General features: G+C 66.1%; 3 protein-coding genes. All 3 read right to left on the reverse strand.

Going from position 1 to position 3,606, the window contains the following annotated elements; translation table 11 throughout:
• Positions 1 to 318: 318 nt before the first annotated feature.
• Positions 319 to 2,052, reverse strand: a complete 1,734-nt coding sequence (locus tag OOT08_RS04250; RefSeq protein WP_325091328.1) for an ABC transporter ATP-binding protein — start codon at positions 2,050 to 2,052, stop codon at positions 319 to 321.
• Positions 2,049 to 3,029 carry an ABC transporter permease gene (locus tag OOT08_RS04255; RefSeq protein WP_325091329.1) on the reverse strand — a complete coding sequence of 327 codons (981 nt, stop codon included), beginning with the start codon at positions 3,027 to 3,029 and terminating at the stop codon, positions 2,049 to 2,051. Before OOT08_RS04255 ends, OOT08_RS04250 begins: the two co-directional genes overlap by 4 nt.
• Positions 3,022 to 3,606, reverse strand: a 585-nt coding sequence (locus tag OOT08_RS04260; RefSeq protein ID WP_325091330.1) for an ABC transporter permease, incomplete at its 5' end; no start/stop codon positions are given. The genes OOT08_RS04255 and OOT08_RS04260, both read right to left, overlap by 8 nt.

The following is a 3,606-nucleotide window of genomic DNA, read 5'->3' on the forward strand; positions in this document are numbered from 1 at the left end:
TGCGCGCGATGAAACTCGTGTCACGTTTCCTCCTTGATGAAAAACCCAAGCGGGCGCTTCCACCTTCGGAGGCCCCAGCTAGGTTTATGTGATTGCACTCACCCTAGTTCAGAGACAAATGTCTCCGAGGCGCTGCTGAGGAAAAGTTACGAAAGAGAGACGGCTGGACCGGGCGCATCCGTTTGCTTCGGCACAGTTGCGAAAAACACTTGACTCGCGGCCAGCGCTTCGCCAAAATACGCGGGAAAACGCCGCGTGGGCGGCGCACCGAGGTGCGCCGCCCACGCGGTCGTGAGCCCGGTCGCCCGGGACCCAGCGCTAGCCGATGCCGAGCTCGAACTTCGCGCCCGGGATGGCGTCGAGCAGATCCCGCGTGTACTGCTGCTGCGGGTTCTCGAAGACCTCGGCGGTGGTCGCCTGCTCCACGATCTGGCCCTGGTTCATCACGCAGACCCGGTCCGCGATCAGCCGCACGACCGCAAGGTCGTGGGTGATGAACAGGTAGGTCAGCCCCAGCTCGCGCTGCAGCTCGGCGAGGAGCTCCAGGATCTGCGCCTGCACGAGCACGTCCAGCGCCGAGACCGCCTCGTCCAGGACGAGGATGTCGGGCTTCAGCGCGATGCCACGGGCAACGGCCACGCGCTGACGCTGGCCGCCCGAGAGCTCGTTCGGGTACCGGGTGGCGAGCTCGCGCGGCAGCGCGACCTGGTCCAGCAGCTCCAGCACGCGCGCCTTCCGGCTCGCCGGGTCGCCCACGTTGTGAATCTTCAGCGGCTCCATGATCGTGTTCCCGATGTTGTTCAGCGGGTTCAGCGAGCCGTAGGGGTCCTGGAAGACCGGCTGCAGGGTGCTGCGCAGATCGAAGAGCTGCTTGCCGGTCATGCCTGCCGTCTCCTGCCCGTCGATCCGGATCGACCCGGAGTTCGGCTTTTCCAGCTGCAGCACCATCTTCGCGATCGTGGACTTACCCGAGCCGGACTCGCCAACCAGGGCCATCGTCTCGCCTCGGTTGATCACGAAGTTCGCCTTGTTCACGGCCGTAAAGTCCGAGCTCCCGAAGGCGCCCTTCCGGATCTTGTAGACCTTGGTGAGGTCCGTGATCTCGACGTGCGGGGCGCCCTTGGCGGTCTTCGGCGCGATGCGCTCCTGTGCGAGCGTGGCCAGGTCGAAGGTCGAGGTGGGGGCCTCGACCGTCGCGCCGTCCGCGGTGCCGCTGATTCGCCGGGAGGCGAGGCTGGGCGCCGCGGAAACGAGCCGCTTGGTGTACGGGTGCTTTGGGTTCTGCAGGATCTCAAGGCTCGGCCCGGACTCCACGATGTTGCCCTGGTACATCACGATGAGCTTCTCCGCGCGCTCCGCGGCCAGGCCGAGGTCGTGCGTGATGAAGACCACCGCGGTGCCGAGTTCCCCGGTGAGGGTGCCCAGGTGGTCCAGCACCACCCGCTGCACCGTCACGTCCAGAGCGGAGGTGGGCTCGTCCGCGATGAGCAACTGCGGCTTCGCCGAGAGGCCGATGCCGATCAGGGCACGCTGCTTCATCCCGCCGGAGAACTGGTGCGGGAACTGCTTCATCCGCTGCTCGGCGTTCTGCAGGCCCGCCTGCTCCAGCACCTCGATGGCGCGGGCGCGAACGGCCTTCTTGCCCGAGGCTACGCCGTTGGCGCGGATCGCTTCCTCGACCTGGAAGCCGACGGACCAGACCGGGTTCAGGTTCGACATCGGGTCCTGCGGCACGAGGCCGATCTCGCGCCCGCGGATGGACTCCATCTGCTTGCGTCCGATACCGACGAGCTCCTGGCCGCGCCAGTTAATCGAGCCGCCGGTGATCTCACCGGTGCCCGGGAGCAGGTTCATGACCGCGTGCATGGTGGTGGACTTGCCGGAGCCGGACTCGCCGACGATTGCGACGGTCTCGCCCGGGTAGACGTCGAAGGAGACCCCGTGCACGACCTCTTTCGGCTTCTTGTCGACCTTGAAGGCGACCTTCAGGTCGCGGACGCTGAGCACGGGTTCCATCTGGGCCTGTTCGTTTACGTTGGTCTGCTCGTTCATCGGCGGGCCCTCGCCTTCGGGTCGAGGGCATCCCGGACGGTCTCACCCAGCAGGATGAAGCCGAGCACGGTGATCGTCAGGGCCAGCGAGGGGTAAATCAGGGGCATCGGGTCGGTGCGCAGCGAGAGCTGCGCGGCGCTGATGTCGTTGCCCCAGCTGATGAATTCGCCGCGGGGCAGGCCCACGCCGAGGAAGGACAGCACGGACTCGGCCACGATCGCCGAGGAGAGCGAGATCGTGGTGACCACGATGGCCGGGGCCATCGCGTTCGGCAGCACGTGCTTGATCAGCGTCTTCATCCGGGAGAGCCCGAGGGACTCCGCGGCCATCACGAAGTCGGCGTTCTTCACCCGGAGGATCTCACTGCGCACGATGCGCGCGGTGATGGGCCAGGAGAAGCCACCGATCGCCACGGCGATGACGAAGGGGTTGCGGTACTCCTGGAAGACGCTCATCACGACGACGGCGGCCAGGATGTAGGGAATCGAGAAGAAGATGTCACCGATGCGGGAGAGTACGGAGTCAACGGCCCCGCCGAAGAACCCGGCGATCGCACCCATGACCGTGCCGATCACGAAGGTGATCAGGATGACCATGAGGCCGACCGAGACCGAGGTCGAGGTGCCGTGCAGGATGCGCGAGTACACGTCGCAGCCCTGTTTGTTGTAGCCGAGCGGGTGGCCGGGGGCCGGGCTCCCGTTCGAGAACGGCAGGGAGCAGGTCCGCGGGTCCACCTGGCTGAACAGGGTGGGGAACAGCGAAACGAGGGCGACGACGACGAGGATCACCACGGAGATCCAGAACATCGGCCGGACGCGCATGTCGCGCCAGGCGTCGAGCCAGAGGTTGGACTTCTTCTCGCCGATGCGGACGGCGTCGACCGCCGCGACCGGGGTCTCCTCCACGGAGGCGACGAAGTGCTCGATCGGGGGACGGGTGCCTCGCGCAGGGGTGGCTGGGTTCGGGGCGTTATGCATAGCGGATCCTCGGGTCGAGAACGGCGTAGAGCAGGTCGATGAAGAGGTTCACGCCGAGGTAGACGAGGACCATCACCGTGACGAAGGAGACGACGGTGACGTTCTCCCCCTTGAGGATGGCGTTGAAGAGCACGTTTCCGACGCCGGGGACGTTGAAGATGCCCTCGGTCACGGTCGCGCCGACCATCAGCGTGCCGAAGTCCGTCGCGGTGTTGGTCACCGTGGGAATCAGCGAGTTGCGGAGCACGTGCACGGGAACAACCCGGCCGCGGCTCAGGCCCTTGGCGTAGGCGGTGCGCACGAAGTCCTGATTCAGCGTGTCGATGACGGAGGCGCGGGTGAGGCGCATGCTCGTCGCGTACAGGCTCACGCCGAGCACGAGGGCCGGCAGCAGGAGGTCTTTCAGCGGGGCGCCCGCGCCGACGGTGGGGCTGAACCAGCCGAGCTTCAAGCCGAGCCCGTACTGCGCGATGAACGCGATCACGAAGATCGGGATGCTCATGAAGATGAGGCCGATGATCAGGTTGATGTTGTCGAAGAACTTGCCCTTGCGCAGGCCGGAGAACAGGCCGATGAG

Origin of the sequence: Leucobacter sp. M11, from assembly GCF_035726885.1 — a bacterium.
Taxonomy (GTDB): Bacteria; Actinomycetota; Actinomycetes; order Actinomycetales; family Microbacteriaceae; genus JAPFRB01.